This window comes from Vibrio profundum (genome assembly GCF_050337555.1).
Taxonomy (GTDB): Bacteria; Pseudomonadota; Gammaproteobacteria; order Enterobacterales; family Vibrionaceae; genus Vibrio; species Vibrio profundum.
On sequence record NZ_JAKJTA010000005.1, the window covers coordinates 105,806 to 120,826 of the forward strand.

The 15,021-nt window shown below is 44.4% G+C and carries 12 protein-coding genes; 4 read left to right on the forward strand and 8 right to left on the reverse strand.

The window, feature by feature from the left end:
- Positions 1 to 29 precede the first annotated feature (29 nt).
- The 4 genes from L4C34_RS04875 to asnS all read right to left on the reverse strand — a co-directional run bounded on the left by L4C34_RS04875 (position 30) and on the right by asnS (position 5,199).
- The gene (locus L4C34_RS04875; protein WP_428788226.1) at positions 30 to 1,220 is read right to left on the reverse strand and encodes an amino acid aminotransferase; all 1,191 of its coding nucleotides are present in this window, start codon (positions 1,218 to 1,220) and stop codon (positions 30 to 32) included.
- Positions 1,221 to 1,470: 250 nt separating this feature from the next.
- Complete coding sequence (locus L4C34_RS04880; protein ID WP_428788227.1) at positions 1,471 to 2,943, reverse strand: HD-GYP domain-containing protein; 1,473 nt, start codon at positions 2,941 to 2,943, stop codon at positions 1,471 to 1,473.
- Positions 2,944 to 3,113: 170 nt separating this feature from the next.
- Positions 3,114 to 3,572, reverse strand: coding sequence for a hypothetical protein (locus tag L4C34_RS04885; RefSeq protein WP_428788228.1), 459 nt, complete (start codon positions 3,570 to 3,572; stop codon positions 3,114 to 3,116).
- A gap of 226 nt (positions 3,573 to 3,798) precedes the next feature.
- Entirely contained in the window at positions 3,799 to 5,199 is a 1,401-nt protein-coding gene (gene asnS / locus L4C34_RS04890; RefSeq protein WP_428788229.1) for an asparagine--tRNA ligase, read from the reverse strand.
- Positions 5,200 to 5,537: 338 nt separating this feature from the next.
- Here asnS and queD point away from each other — a divergent pair, with 338 nt between their 5' ends.
- On the forward strand, positions 5,538 to 5,900 hold the full coding sequence (gene queD / locus L4C34_RS04895; RefSeq protein ID WP_428788230.1) for a 6-carboxytetrahydropterin synthase QueD: 363 nt from the start codon (positions 5,538 to 5,540) through the stop codon (positions 5,898 to 5,900).
- Between the two features lie 160 nt (positions 5,901 to 6,060).
- Here the strand turns inward: queD and L4C34_RS04900 are convergent, their stop codons facing one another.
- The 3 genes from L4C34_RS04900 to L4C34_RS04910 form a co-directional block, all read right to left on the reverse strand.
- The gene (locus L4C34_RS04900; protein WP_428788231.1) at positions 6,061 to 7,422 is read right to left on the reverse strand and encodes an L-serine ammonia-lyase; all 1,362 of its coding nucleotides are present in this window, start codon (positions 7,420 to 7,422) and stop codon (positions 6,061 to 6,063) included.
- A 138-nt stretch (positions 7,423 to 7,560) separates the two neighbouring features.
- The gene (locus tag L4C34_RS04905; RefSeq protein WP_428788232.1) at positions 7,561 to 8,814 is read right to left on the reverse strand and encodes an aromatic amino acid transport family protein; all 1,254 of its coding nucleotides are present in this window, start codon (positions 8,812 to 8,814) and stop codon (positions 7,561 to 7,563) included.
- A 417-nt stretch (positions 8,815 to 9,231) separates the two neighbouring features.
- Complete coding sequence (locus tag L4C34_RS04910; protein ID WP_428788233.1) at positions 9,232 to 9,858, reverse strand: CoA pyrophosphatase; 627 nt, start codon at positions 9,856 to 9,858, stop codon at positions 9,232 to 9,234.
- Between the two features lie 86 nt (positions 9,859 to 9,944).
- Here L4C34_RS04910 and L4C34_RS04915 point away from each other — a divergent pair, with 86 nt between their 5' ends.
- The 3 genes from L4C34_RS04915 (at position 9,945) to L4C34_RS04925 (ending at position 13,470) form a co-directional block, all read left to right on the forward strand.
- Positions 9,945 to 10,484, forward strand: coding sequence for a heme NO-binding domain-containing protein (locus L4C34_RS04915; RefSeq protein WP_428788234.1), 540 nt, complete (start codon positions 9,945 to 9,947; stop codon positions 10,482 to 10,484).
- 4 nt (positions 10,485 to 10,488) lie between these two features.
- Entirely contained in the window at positions 10,489 to 12,216 is a 1,728-nt protein-coding gene (locus tag L4C34_RS04920) for an ATP-binding protein (protein ID WP_428788235.1), read from the forward strand.
- A 249-nt stretch (positions 12,217 to 12,465) separates the two neighbouring features.
- The gene (locus L4C34_RS04925) at positions 12,466 to 13,470 is read left to right on the forward strand and encodes a putative transporter (protein ID WP_428788236.1); all 1,005 of its coding nucleotides are present in this window, start codon (positions 12,466 to 12,468) and stop codon (positions 13,468 to 13,470) included.
- A 54-nt stretch (positions 13,471 to 13,524) separates the two neighbouring features.
- Here L4C34_RS04925 and pabB read toward each other — a convergent pair whose 3' ends face one another.
- Complete coding sequence (pabB, locus tag L4C34_RS04930; RefSeq protein ID WP_428788237.1) at positions 13,525 to 14,901, reverse strand: aminodeoxychorismate synthase component I; 1,377 nt, start codon at positions 14,899 to 14,901, stop codon at positions 13,525 to 13,527.
- Positions 14,902 to 15,021: the final 120 nt, after the last annotated feature.

Genomic DNA, 15,021 nt, shown 5'->3' on the forward strand with positions numbered 1-15,021 from the left:
CATGTTTGGTATAAAGTGTTCGGTCGGGGTTATAAAACCGCTGCGATAGCTTTACATAGTGGCACCATATTGTCTTTGGTCATACCTGCAACACTGATACGGCCAGAGCCGACGATGTAGATGCCAAATTCTTGTTTTAGGCGCTCGACTTGTACTTTCGTCAGGCCAGAAAACGAGAACATGCCATTTTGTCTTTCAATAAAGCTGAAATCGGCCGTAGCACCTTGCTCTTTTAGCGAGGCAACAAATAAGTGACGCATTTCTTGGATACGATCGCGCATGTCTGCTAGTTCTTGCAACCATTCCGCTTTGAGCGCGTCGTCGTTTAAGATTTGTGTAACGATGGCGCTGCCGTGAGCTGGCGGGTTGGAGTAGATAGAACGAATGATGCCTTTGATTTGAGAAAAGGCCGTTTCTGCGGTTTCAGTTGTTGGTGCAACGAGGGTGATAGCGCCTACACGTTCGTTATAAAGGCCAAAGTTCTTGGAAAACGAGCTCGCAATCACTATGTGCTGGTTATGCTCGGCAAAAATTCTAAGCCCTTGCGCATCTTCATCAACGCCTTTGGCAAAGCCTTGGTAGGCGAAATCAAATAGAGGAAGTAGCCCCTTGTCTGCCGCTAATTTTGCAAGAGTCTGCCATTCTTGTTCCGTTGGGTCGATTCCAGTCGGGTTGTGGCAGCATCCGTGTAGTAACAGAATGTCACCCGCTGATGCGCTTTCGAGATCGGCAAGCATGGCATCAAAGTCTTTGCTTTTTGTTTCTGCGTTGTAGTAGCTATATTGCGCTGTTTCTAAGCCTGCTGCCGTGAACACGCCAATGTGGTTGGCCCACGTTGGGTTGCTTATCCATACTTTCACGTCACCTAATTGGCGCTTGATGAACTCACCAGCTACTCTAAGAGCCCCTGTTCCACCCGGCGCTTGTGCCGTTTTGGCTTTCTTTTGCATAACTACCGGAGAATTGGCACCGAAAAGCAGTTTTTGAACCGCTAATCCATACTCACTGGTGCCTTCAATCGTTAAATAAGACTTGGTCTTTTCCGACACGACCAGTGTTTGCTCAGCTTTTTTAACCGCACTTAAGACCGGAGTTTCTCCTGCCTCATTTTTATAAATGCCCACGCCAAGGTTAATTTTGTCGTTGCGTGGGTCCTTTTTAAATTCATCGTTGAGCCCAAGAATAGGGTCTGCTGGTGCGGCTTGAATGTGATCAAACATAATCTGTGTCCATGTCGATTGAGGATTTGAGTATAGTTATACCTGTCAAAGATATATGTGACAACCGCGTGATGCAACTTAAAAGGCAAATTACATGTAGAGTAAAACAGATAGCTAAGAGGCTTAGCTATCGTTTAACTTGTCTAAATGATGATTTGGACAAAGTTTTGTATTTAATACCTAATTTCCCCATGATTTCTATCAGCTAATACACCCATTTCTCTAACATAATTTTAAAAGTGGTGTTTTTCTACGCACTTTCCTGTTGCTGGGATTTGTCTTGATATCGAGCGGCGATGTCGACGAACTGAGTTTCGATAGAGAGGAAAGCATCGACCACGATAGGGTCAAAGTGAGTTCCTCGACCTTGTAAAATTATGGATTTCGCTTTGTCGTGACTGAATGCGGGTTTGTAGACCCGTTTTGATATGAGAGCGTCATAGACATCAGCAAGTGCCATCAAACGCCCTGATAGAGGAATCTCATCGCCAGAGAGGTGGTTGGGGTATCCGCTACCGTCCCATTTTTCATGGTGAGTTAAAGATATCTCTTTAGCGACGCGAAGAAATGAGCTGCTGCCTAATTGTTCTTCTGCCAACGATAACGCATCAGCTCCGATTTGAGGGTGGCCTTTCATGATTTCAAACTCTTCACCAGTGAGTTTGCCGGGCTTGAGTAGTACGTTGTCTGGGATGCCGACTTTTCCGACGTCGTGCAATGGTGCTGATTTGTAAAGTGTCTGAATATATTGTGGGGTAAGTAGTGACTGAAATCGATTGAACTGGCTCAGATGAATGGCTAATGCTTTGACATACTCTTGAGTACGCATGATGTGAGCGCCAGTCTCATTGTCTCTCGATTCTGCTAATGCCGATAGGCTTAGAATCGCGGCGTCACGTGTAGTTTGCAGTTCGTTGTTGGCAGATTGCAGACTGTTGAGCATTTTGTTGGTCAGTAGTGCAACCGAGCCTAGTTCATCGTGGGTGAATACTGGTAAACGCTGTGTCATATCGCCTTCGGTGACTGCTATTAAGGCGTTCTCGTGTGCCGTGAGGATCTTCTTCATTAACTTGCTTGCCAGAAGCATAATGAGCATCGCGTAGCCAGAAAGAAGCGCTGAGATGTACACAAACTCTTTGATAATACTTATTTTCCCTGAACCATCTAATATACGTTCGGGGTGCATTTCTAGCCATGTGAGATCTTTGATAGAAACCATGATTAGAATGACGGTCAGAGTGGTAATTAACATCATTACCAGTGTGATCATTTGTTTGACTAGCGAATGACGCTCACCTGAAAGTTCAAGCTGATTACAGCTATGTACTCGATTGTGTTCAAAATGGCGAATTTTTGAAGTGAGTTGCAATATGGTGCCGGTAAAGAAACCAAATAGCGTCATACCAAAAACGACTTTGAGGTTACTTTCGAGTGGGAAGTGGTAATGCAAGTTATAAAATATCGCCAGTGGGATACTGGCGATAAAGAAGATCGTGGTGTCGAGTTGAGCTATTTTTTGCTCTTTCAGCAGCGAGTGATTGGCTAGCAAAAAATGACGAAATAAGAACAACAGCAGAAAAGTGACAGAAACATGCAGCATTATCTGTTGGGCAGATAAGGTATCGAGCATTGGGCAAACGGTACTGCCGTAGAAGCCAAAGAGCAGGGCTGCGATAAGGTAAAGTTGGGAGGTGAGTTTCACGTCGTAGTGAGAATGTTCCATAAACGCTTCCTTGTTACGCGCCACTCTTTATTGCGCTTTGTCGCTGTGATTGTTTTCAGTAGGTTAGGCGATATTTCATCCTATTGCAGACACAGACCGCCCACAATTGAATTATCTTTCACGATTGTAATGAATTTTGTGCAGAGTATTTCAATGCTTTGAATTAACGACTATTTTGCCTTGAGTACATTGCCCATAAAAAGAAATAGAATTAGCAATGAACTGGCGGTATTACTGTGGTAGAACATCGGCTTTTGATTCTCAATTTGATGGGCGATGAGAACGAGTCGTTTTATTGCCGTAGCGCTGGACTGCGGGTTTTCTATTTTTAGGTCCTCTAAAGACGGATTTTTCTTGATGGCTTTCTCAAATTGTTGCTTGGCGATAAGCAGCATTTCTTTATTGGATTTGGTGATTTTACGTCCAATTACCTCCCACAAAAATGCCTCAAAATCCGAGTCTATTTTACCGACGATTTTATTACACTTTAAGTCGGCGTAAATGTTACGGGCTTCGTGTCTTAGTTCTTTATCCACAAATAGGTCGCAGAATTTGGGGCTAAAGCGGTCATAGAGATAAGCACATAGTAAAAAGGCTAAAAACCCCAGCAATAGCCAAGCTTCGCTCATAGTGCATACTCCTATTAAGTATTGTGAAGCCTTAACTTATGACTGATGATAGGAAAAATTAGAAAGGCGTATGATATGAGTGTATGCGAGATATTGCTTTATGTGAGAGATCGCTTTATGCGAGCAAGCGAAGCAATCGTTGGATAGTGAGTGGGGAAGAGCAAAAAGCCCTCTACTGAAACAAACAGTAGAGGGCTTCGTTATTTTGCTTTGCGCGGAATCTATATTAGAAGCTTGCGCTACGAGGAGTACGTGGGAATGGGATCACGTCACGTACGTTGCCCATGCCAGTTACGTAAGAAACCAAACGCTCGAAACCTAGACCAAAGCCAGAGTGCGGCACGGTGCCATAGCGACGCAGATCGCGGTACCAGCTCATGTCTTCTGGATCGATGTTCATGTCTTTCATACGAGCATCCAGTACTTCTAAACGCTCTTCACGTTGAGCACCACCAATGATTTCGCCGATGCCCGGTGCAAGTACGTCCATTGCCGCAACGGTTTTGCCATCATCGTTCAAGCGCATGTAGAAAGCCTTGATGTCTTTCGGGTAGTTCTTAACGATAACAGGTGCTTTGAAGTGCTCTTCAGCAAGGTAGCGCTCGTGCTCAGAAGACATGTCGATGCCCCACTCAACGTCGAATTCAAACTTCTTACCAGAGTCGAGTAAGATTTGGATTGCGTCAGTGTAGTCAACTTGTGCGAAATCAGCATCAACGAATTGCTCTAGGCGAGAAATGGCTTCTTTGTCGATACGCTGTGCAAAGAACTCAAGATCGTCACGACGCTCTGCAAGGACGGCTTTAAATACGTACTTCAGCATATCTTCAGACAGCTTAGCCACATCGTTTAGATCAGCGAACGCTACTTCAGGCTCTACCATCCAGAACTCCGCTAGGTGGCGACTAGTGTTTGAGTTTTCAGCGCGGAACGTTGGACCAAAGGTGTAAACCTTGCTTAAGGCACACGCGTATGCTTCGGCATTTAGCTGACCAGATACGGTTAGGAAAGTCTCTTTACCGAAGAAATCTTCGTTGTAGTCCACTTTACCTTCATCTGTGCGAGGTAGGTTTTCCATGTCTAAAGTAGACACACGGAACATCTCACCTGCGCCTTCTGCATCAGCGGTTGTGATCAGTGGCGCTGAAGTCCAGAAGAAACCTTGCTCGTGGTAAAAACGATGGATCGCTTGAGATAGGCAGTTACGCACACGTGCGACTGCACCAATCACGTTAGTACGTGGGCGTAGGTGGGCAACTTCACGTAAGTACTCAATTGAATGGCGAGTTTTTGCCATTGGGTAAGTGTCAGCATCTTCAACCCAGCCTACAACTTTTACGTCAGTAGCCGCGAGTTCGAAGTCTTGCCCTTTTGCAGGAGACTCTACAATCTTACCCGTTACCTCAACAGAGCAGCCAGTCGTTAGCTTAAGGACTTCGTCTTGGTAATTATTAAGATTATTAGGGACCACGGCCTGAATCGGGTCGAAACAAGAGCCGTCATAAATGGCAAGGAAAGAGATTCCAGCTTTGGAATCACGACGTGAACGGATCCAGCCGCGAACAGTGACTTCACTGTCTACCGCTAGCTTGCCGCCAAGTACGTCTGTTACAGGCGCGTAAGTCATGTTGATTTAATTCTCCATTAAGGGACAAATTCATACCCGTATTGGCAGCGCTAGTGAAAAGAGTACAAAAAAGCGCCGAAATACAGGTCTGTATAAATTACTTTGTTCAAAGCCACATATTACCTGCCAAATCGCTGGCATCAACCTTTTATTGTGTTATTCGCCAAATTACATTTATGAGCTAAAAGGTAAGGGAGGAAAAGTGTTACAGGCTCGTAAAATCATTGAGTGACTCTATGTGAAAATAGCTCGATTAAATGAAAAATTACCGTCTAAACTTGTCAGCAAGGGTGTTATTCCTTAGTATTGCCTGTCTTTTTTAAGCCCCGAGAAGCAAGATGAAATCAGAATTGTACAAAGAGTTTATGTTTGAAGCCGCGCACCACTTGCCAAATGTTCCAGAGGGGCATAAATGTGGGCGTTTGCACGGACACTCTTTTCTTGTGAGGCTCTATGTAGAAGGTGAAGTCGATCCGCATACAGGCTGGGTTGTCGACTTTTCTGAGATTAAAGCAGCGTTCGCCCCAATTTACGATCGCCTTGATCACTACTACCTTAACGATATTGAAGGTTTGGAAAATCCGACCAGCGAAGTCTTGGCGAAATGGATTTGGCAGGAACTGAAACCAAGTTTACCTCTGCTTAGTAAAATTGAAATTAAAGAGACTTGTACGGCAGGCTGTATCTATCGCGGTGATTAAACCAAAGCAGCAAACCCAATAACTGGAATTCTAAAACAAAGCCCAACTGTAGAGTTGGGCTTTGTTTTTATGGGTACGACTCATCGTCTATGACTTGCCATCGTGTTATGGCAAGTCAGATAGCGCAATTATCAACCATTGCAATTATCAACCATCGCAATTAGCAGACAACCTTAACGGCCAAGCCACCCTGTGACGTTTCACGGTATTTAGCGTTCATGTCTTTGCCTGTTTCGAGCATGGTCTCGATGACCTTGTCTAAAGAAACGGTTGGGGCTGACGAACGGCGCATGGCCATTCGAGTTGAGTTAATCGCTTTAACAGCCGCAATTCCATTGCGCTCAATGCAAGGCACTTGTACGAGGCCGGCAACTGGGTCGCATGTCAAACCTAAGTTATGCTCCATACCAATTTCCGCGGCCATACATACTTGCTCAGGGCTTGCGCCCATCAGCTCAGCCAGTCCAGCCGCCGCCATTGAGCAGGCAACGCCCACTTCGCCTTGGCAACCCACTTCTGCGCCAGAAATAGAGGCGTTACGTTTATATAGACCACCAATCGCACCCGAAGCCGCGAAATAACGGATGTAATCGCGTTCACTGACTGGGTTAATGAATTTATCATAGTAAGCCAGTACGGCTGGAATGATGCCACATGCGCCATTGGTTGGTGCTGTTACCACACGGCCGCCTGCCGCATTTTCTTCATTGACAGCAAACGCGAACATGTTGACCCAATCGATGACGGACATAGGGTCGTTGGTCGTGCGTTCTGAAGTAATTAATTGCTGGTGCAATGCCGCAGCTCTGCGAGGAACACGCAATGGGCCAGGCAAAATTCCTTCAGTGCTCATACCTCGTTCCATACACTCTTGCATGGTGCGCCAAATTTTCGCGAACGTTTCTTTCGATTCTTGTGCCGAAGAGAGTGCCTTTTGGTTTTCTAGCACTAAGCCACTGATCGATAGGCCGCTTTCACTACATAGTTTAACCAGTTGCTCTGCACTAGAAAATTCATATGGCATGCTAATTGGGCTTTTGACTTCTTTGCCAAAGTTCTCTTCATCGACAATAAAACCACCTCCGATAGAGTAGTAAGTTTTGCTGTAGATGAGCTCTTCACCTGCCCACGCATGAATTTTCATGCCATTTTCGTGCAAGTCGAGATTATGCTGGTGGAAAGTGATGCCGCCATCTTTTGGAAAGTCCACAATGTGCATGTCGCCATACACTGCGAGTTGTTGGTTATCTTCGACTTGTTTAACGAATACGGGAATGGAATCAATATCGACGGTTTCTGGTGTGTTGCCACCAAGTCCCATAATAATCGCAATATCAGTGTGGTGGCCTTTGCCTGTCAATGATAAAGAGCCATAAATATCGACCGTAAACTTGCTAATTGCGGTGAGCTTTTTCTGAGCGATGAGGTCATCGACAAATTGCTTACCGGCTTTCATTGGGCCAACGGTGTGCGAGCTAGAAGGGCCAACGCCAATCTTATACACATCAAAAACACTGATCATATTGAATTCCTTAAAAAGAGCCTCTCAGCAGGGATGGAGGCTCATTCTTATCTTTATTTTGGTTATATTGTCGCTGTCCAGACAAGGCGGCAGGTCGCCTCTTTTTTTGTTGGCTGGACAGGGTTTCATTAGGCTTGTTTAAAACGCACCATATATAACAGAGGTTATAGCCGCAACGCCACAAATAGCTGTAAAGATTTGAGCTAAAGTCGAAGTTTTATATTTTGCCATCGCAGGAACCTTGCGCATTGCGAAAACGGGCATAAGGAATAAGATAGCGGCAATCATTGGTGCGCCCATGCTTACAATCATGTCAAGAATACTTGGGTTGATGATGGCAACAATCCAAGTTGTGATGACAATGCAGAAGAGAGAGAACTTTTCTACTGTGCGCGAAGGCAGGTTAGTGTTTGATTTGATTAATCCAGTTAAACCTTCTGTTGCGCCTAAAAAGTGGCCAAAGAAGCTAGAGGTAATCGCGGTAAATGCGACAAAGGGACCAAGGTACGAAAGGATTGGAGAATCGTGTGTGTTGGCCAAAAATGAAAGTACATCTAGGTTAGCTTTGCTGATAGAGGCAAGTTGCTCCGGTGACAAGGCTAATACCACAGAGAATACGAAAAACATCACGAATACCATAAGGACTAACGATGCGCCGCCAGTAATTTTATCGGTTTTTATCATGGCGTCGTCGCCGTAAATTCGACGTTGTTCTTTAGTAAACTGGCTGATGATCGGGCTGTGGTTGAACGAAAAAACAATCAGTGGAATCGCAAGCCAAATAATAGCGGGCATTGATGCCCAGTCAGGGCTCACATCAATCATTGAGGTGTTCCAGCTAGGGATCATATAGATAGAAAGTGCGAGCAGGATGAGAACCAGAGGGTAAACCATCGCAGAGGTGACTTTAAGCATCAATTCTTTGCCGTATACAACGCAGCCCGTCATGGCAAAAATTAATACACCAGATAGAAGCCAGCGAGGCAAGGCTGTCATGCCAATCTGGTTGACCATAAACGAATTTACGGTATTGGTAATGCTGACACCATAGATCAGTACAATAGGGAAGATCGCGAAGAAATACGCGAAGGTAATAAGAGTTGCCCCTTTTTTACCAAAGTGCTCAGCAACAGCGTCTGTGATGTCTGCCTCAGGATTCTTTGCAGACAGTACAAAACGGGCGAGCCCTTTATGTGCCAACCAAGTCATGGGTGCGGCAAGTAGCGCGAGTATGAGTAGTGGCCAGAAACCGCCGGCTCCAGCTGTAATTGGAAGAAATAATACACCAGCGCCAACGGCGGTGCCAAAAAGCGATAAACACCAAGTAAAGTCGTGATAGGTCCAACGTGACGATTTTCGTCCATTGGCTGCTAAGGTGTCGGTGGAGTTCATAGTTTGCTACTCATTTTGTTACACGGGAAAAATTGCGCGCAATTCTCACACGAACATGTTGCATAAAAACATGATCAATACCTAAATTTGGCTGTAAAAAATTGCACCAGAATTCGAAAGTCGGCTTTTTATCACGAAATTGGTCAGTTTGGAATAATTATTAATAATAATATCGATTAGAAAAACTAATTCATCGTAATGATGGAAAGGAACCGTTAAAAGCCTCAGCGATATCAAAAAGTGAATGGTCTTAAATCTTAATGAGTAAATTGATATATTTTAGTGTGTTATCTATCCATTGCATATATAGAGGTAGTATCAGGCTCGATTAAGCAGCCAAAACTTGGCTGCGAGGGTAGGTCCAAGCCCCTTGCTGGTTGGGTATTCTTATGCCCGTCACGCTCAGCGCGAGTGTAATTACACTAAGTCTTGGATATTGAGGTTATTGGGGTTGATGTGTTTTTGCATGGCTTCGATGATCTGTGCGGTCATTCCCCAAATAAAATGTCGTTTATAAGGAATTGCAAACACTCGGTGGTTTTGCTGATTCACTTTGAAGGTATGACTAAACAGTTTTCCTCGGTCGAGCAGGTGTTGAGCTGGAACTTCAAACGCCTCATCGACTTCATTGGGATCAAGTACCGCTGAATAGTTAGGATCAATTAACCCCACGATGGGTGTAACTGAGAAACGACTGATGGTGACGAGTTCAGGCATTTGTCCTAACACTTCGACTTGGCCTGGCTTTAAGCCGATTTCTTCGTTGGCCTCTCTCAGCGCCGTATATTGAAGTGACGTATCGGAGTCTTCATACTTTCCCCCCGGAAAACTTATTTGACCAGGGTGGTGTTTGAGGTGTTTTGCTCGGCGAGTTAAAACCACATACAATCCATTAGGGCGGTCGACAAAACCAATTAGAACTGAAGCTTTTCTTAGTGGTTTGTTTTGTAATTGGGCCACTCTTCGTGTGGATTCGAAATGATACCCGACAGGCTGATTAAATTGAAAATTTTGAATAATTAAGTTTTTGTTGACCGACAGCATGTCACCTCCATCGCTAGTTTGATCAAACAGATAATCTGGGTCATGCTAGAAATTATTTACCTTTACTTTAAGGGTAGCTCAAAAAGATGAAAGGCATTATATTCACCGAATTTATCGAGCTTGTCGAAACGGAATTTGGCTCTCAAGTCTTGGAAGAAATGTTTGACTTGGCGCAGGATAAAGGAGTCTACACTTCGGTAGGCAGCTACGATCACAAACACTTAGTGTCACTGATTGTGGCGTTGAGCAAGTTGACCAATGTTTCCGCAGAAGATTTACAAGCCACCTTTGGTAAAGCGATATTCGCCCACCTGCATGCTTCTATTCCTTCTACAACGGCACTCAAATTGTGTACTACAACCTTTCAGTTTTTACGTCAGGTTGAAAATCATATTCACATTGAGGTTAAAAAGCTTTATCCCGACGCCAAGCCACCTAAGTTTGATTTCATCACAGAAGATAAGCTGGCGATGACTTTTGATTACTATAGCGCACGTTGCATGTCACATGTTTGCTTGGGCTTGATAAAGGGCTGCGCGGAACATTTTGATGAATCCATTGGTATCACGATGAATTCGGAAGATAGCCAAGGCAGCCACGTAAGGTTCCAGCTTTGTATTGAGTAGCGGTATGAGCGAAAAGTCAATTTTAGAAAGAAGGCTAGCGCGAGAAAAAGCGGCCCGCAAGGAAGCTGAGTTTTTGCTGGAAAATAAATCGCTTGAGCTATATCACAGTAATCAACAACTAGAACTTGCACTAAAACATCTCAAGAAGCAAACGATGCAAGACTTACGGAAGTTTGAACTTGAAGAGTGCGTGGATGTCATCTTAATTGAATTTGGTCATGCTTTCTTAAAAAGGAATCTAGACGCAGTATTTCTTAATGACTTACTTGATCGGCTGAAATCGAGCGACGTGATTATCGCGGTAGGATTACGACTTTCTCCTCAAACTCTCGCGGACCTACAAAGCCAGGGCGTGGAGCCCCACTTAGAAGATGTTCGGTTGGGAGAGAAGCAGTTGTTTGTCGACTACCAGTGCAAATCGGCTATTGACTGGCAGAAAGATCGGCTTTACTTACCCCTTGAAATTGGTAGTGGGTTGGTGGGCACGTTAGCATTCGAAACGTCAGTCGGTGAACTGGATTACAAGTTTATCGAAGGGCAAATGACGCTGATTGCTGAACTGTTGTGCAGTGCGATTGTTCATCAAAATATGATTTCTGCAACGGTTGAATCGAGGACAAGGGCGGAGCAATCGGAGAAAGCGACCAAAGAGTTTGTCGCAATGATTAACCATGAAATGCGCACACCGTTGAATGGGTTACTCGGGAGCGCTGAGTTGTTGCAAGATACTTCGCTCACTCAAGAACAGTTGAGTTATCTAGGTAATCTACGTCAGTCAGGGGATTTGCTAAGAGTCATCATTAATGACCTGCTTGACTACAGCAAAATGAGTGCAGGCATGATGGAACTCATTCCTACTCAGTTTAAGTGGGAAAGCTTGGAGTCTACCTTAAACGGCATTTTTTTATCTCAAGCAGCAGAAAAACAGATCCAATTTACTATGGATCGTCGCAATCCGGTGCCGACGCATTTCATCGGCGACTATGAGCGAATCACTCAAGTGTTAGTCAATGTCATTGGAAATGCCATTAAGTTTACTGAATCAGGCTCAGTTTCAGTATATTTTGAATGGTTTGAAAGTGAGCTTTCTGTCGTCGTTGAAGATACTGGTATTGGTATTCCGGCAGCAGATCATGATTCTTTATTTGATCCATTTATCCAGTCAGATCCATCGAGTACGCGATTTTTCGAAGGTTCGGGCTTGGGCTTAGCGATTTGTAAGCAGCTTTTGGACCTTATGTCTGGAAAAGTGAGTTTTCAAAGCACAGTGGGGAAAGGGACCCAATTTACCCTTTTATTACCATTGATTGTACCTGACAAGCATAGCCAAAATGATACGCCTTTGAACGATCAGCCTAACGATACTTTATCGGTGAATGAATTAGCTATATTGGTTGTGGATGATATTCGTATGAATCAAATTATCATCAACAGTATGTTGAGTAAGATGGACTTTACCCCAGATATCTTTGGAAATGGTGTAGAAGCGTTGTCGGCAGTACAAATCCGAAAATACGATCTCATTTTTATGGATTGTCGTATGCCTGAAATGGATGGATTTGAAGCAACTGAACGATTAAGAAAGCAGGGCTGTCAAATTCCCATTATAGCTTTGACTGCGGCGACGACCTTAGCCGAACGAGAGCGCTGTTTTAAGTGCGGCATGAATGACATTTTATCTAAGCCTTATACTGGGCAAGAGCTTAAGAGCATGATTAACAAATGGAGTTAGTTGAGTAGCCTCGGCTATTGCAGTCGTCAATATGGTGTTTTTTAGAGTAGTTTCATCATCGAAGCTGGTTTCAAGCAATATCACAGAAAACCTTTTGCTTCTTGCCTTTCAGTTAAGCATATTAATACATACAATCCCCAAATTACTCCATCTGTCTATTTCTTAGGCGCGATACATTGCTTCGGTGCGATACATTGCTTAGGTGCGACAGAGTTTCGTTAGAAATATAATACAGCAGGTAGCTACTTTATGTTTAAGTCGTTTTTTCTCAACCGAACGTGGCTTTTTTGGTCACTTTTTGGCTCATTGCTCATCGTTGTTGGCACTTGGTACAAAGTTGAACTGGATGTTGAAATCAATCATTGGTTCGGCAGTTTTTATAATAGTATTCAAGAGGCATTGACCAAACCGGGTTCTGTGAAGCTCGATGACTTCCTTTGGAGCACGGTTTCGTTTTTAAAAATCGCTTTTGTTTACATGTTGATTGGCATCTTCTTAGAGTTTTTTATCAGCCATTACATTTTCCGTTGGCGCACTGCGATGAACGAATATTATACTCAGAATTGGCCATCGATTCGGCATGTGGAAGGGGCATCGCAGCGAATTCAAGAAGATACCATGCGTTTCGCCCGTATAATGGAGAGTTTAGGGCTGGTTTTTTTGCGCTCCGTTCTAACTTTAATCGCGTTTCTTCCTTTGCTAAATGAACTCAGTAAGCATGTGACAGAACTGCCGTGGATTGGCCATATTGATCATTCGCTGATTTTTGTCGCAATACTGTCTGCGATATTGGGTACCACTTTGCTTGCAGTCGCTGGTATGAAGTTGCCTGGGTTAGAGTTCAACAATCAAAAAGTGGAAGCGGCGTATAGAAAAGAGTTGGTGTTGGGGGAGGATAGCCCTGAGCGAGCAGACCCAAGCAGCCTTGGAGATCTGTATTCCAATGTACGTAAAAACTATTTCAGGCTTTTCAAATACTACATGATATTTAATATAGCGAAGTACTCTTACTTACAAACCACAAATATTATGCCTTACGTGATCCTGGCACCGACGATTATTGCAGGCGTGATCACCCTTGGTATTCTTAACCAAATTTTACGGGCATTTGGTCGTGTGGAAGAGTCATTCCAGTTTTTAGTCAACTCTTGGAGCACGATTGTTGAGCTGATCTCTATCTATAAGCGTTTGAAAGCTTTTGAAAAAGAGATAGATAAGGCTGCTGGGCAATCTGAACTCGTGGAAGAAGTGTAGGAATAATCACGGCCTTACGGAGAGCTGCGTAAGGCCGATCCTGACAAAGCGGCTCTACTGAGCGCTTTTCTCTAGTACAGGTAGAATTCTGCTGAGTTTATCCAGCGTTTCTTGGTATTCCGCATCACACTGGCTGTCCGCCACTAAGCCCCCTCCCGCCCACGCATAAAGAGCATTATCTTCGGCAATCAGGGTGCGAATAGTAATACTCGTGTCCATCCTGCCATGACGACTGATATAGCCGATGCTACCGCAGTATACGTTGCGTCGATGCGGCTCTAACTCTTCAATAATCTGCATGGCACGTATTTTAGGTGCGCCAGTGATGGAGCCGCCAGGGAAACTCGCCCGCAATAAATCGGTTGCCTGATATTTGTCTTCCAGTGTGGCACGAATGGTACTGACCAAGTGGTGTACAGCAGGGAAACTTTCAATATCAAACAGTTTTGGTACGTGCACGGAACCGGGTTTCGCTACGCGGCCAACATCGTTGCGCAGTAGATCGACAATCATGAGATTTTCAGCCTGATCTTTTTCTGCTTGTTGCAGTTCTAGCTTATAGCGTTCGTCTAATTCGATGTCTTCAGATCGAGGTCGCGTGCCTTTAATGGGCTTGGTTTCAATTTCGTCTCCTTTGAGCTGGAGGAAACGTTCTGGAGAAATGCTTAAAATCGCTGTGTCGTCTAAGCGGAGAAAAGCGGAGAAGGGGGCTAGGTTTGCTTGCTCTAGGGTTTGGTAAGCTTGCCACTCATCGCCTTGGTAGCGGGCGCTAAAGCGCTGAGCTAAATTAATTTGATAGCAGTCTCCTTCACGCAAGTAATTCTGTACCGCCGCAAACTTATCGCTGTATTCTTGCTTATCCATGTTGGATTGCCATGGGCTGGTGAGCGCGAATTGCTCCGTTTGACCTCGGCCTTGATCCGATAGCCACTGCCAATGCTGCTCAGGCTCTGAGCCAACAACATAAGCTTGTTTGGTGTGGTGATCGATAACGACCGCCCATTGATATAGCCCCACTGCCATATCAGGTACAGATAACTCACTACGAGCTTTTTTTGGCATCGATTCTATGTAACGGCCTAAATCATAAGAAAAGTAGCCCAATGCACCGCCAACAAAAGGCAAATCGAGGTTCGATTTTACCTTTGGTAAATACTGTTCTTGTAAGCTTGAAATTAGCTCAAATGGGTCAACACTTGTAGTATACGTGTCGTTAGGCGTAGTTACTTGAGAGGAATGACGTTCGGTCGTAATTGTCACTTTTGGGTCGCTGACGAGAATATCGTAGCGGCTATCAACGTGATCTGGAGAAGCCGAACGCAACAGCATTGACCACGGTAACTGCTCAATGCGACTGAATAAGGTATTGGCGAGATCTGAACAATAGCTAATCGACTTAACTTGAATGGTTTTTTTTTCGTCGTACTTCATATTTAATTTGTGACAAAGAATTTGTTCGTTGCATAGCGTGTTGAGGCCAGCAAGAGTATCATATTTCGCAAATTAAAAAGCAGCTAGTTTTTGCTGCCATTTTTGATGGTTTCATGCGTA